Source organism: Paraburkholderia sp. J8-2 (assembly GCF_905220195.1).
Lineage (GTDB): Bacteria > Pseudomonadota > Gammaproteobacteria > Burkholderiales > Burkholderiaceae > Paraburkholderia.
In genome coordinates this window covers 1-337 of sequence record NZ_CAJMZA010000141.1, presented here as the reverse complement: position 1 = coordinate 337, position 337 = coordinate 1, and the positions used below count along the sequence as shown (strand labels likewise).

1 protein-coding gene is annotated in these 337 nt (G+C 65.9%); it reads right to left on the bottom strand.

The annotated features are described in order from the left end of the window. A partial coding sequence (locus U5A52_RS43180; protein ID WP_321940528.1) for an electron transfer flavoprotein subunit alpha/FixB family protein occupies positions 1 to 337 on the bottom strand: 337 nt, incomplete at both ends.

The window sequence follows — 337 nt, the reverse complement described above, 5'->3', positions numbered from 1 at the left end:
CGTCTGACCGACCTGGTAGTCGTTCGGCACGTAGCCTGCGTCAACTGCGGCACGCGAGGCGCCGAGCGCTGCGTTGAGCTTGTCGGCGAGCGGCTCCAGCACCTTCGTGTAGTTCTCGCCGCTGCCCAAACCCCGGCCACCCGAGACGATGATCTTCGCGCTCGTGAGTTCCGGACGGTCGAGCTTCGTGACTTCACGGCCGACGAACTGCGTGAGGCCGCTGTCCGCTGCGGCCTCGAGCTTCTCAACGGCTGCGCTGCCACCTTCGGCCGCAACGGCGTCGAATGCCGTCGTGCGAACGGTGATGACCTTGACCGGATCGACCGATTGCACCGTT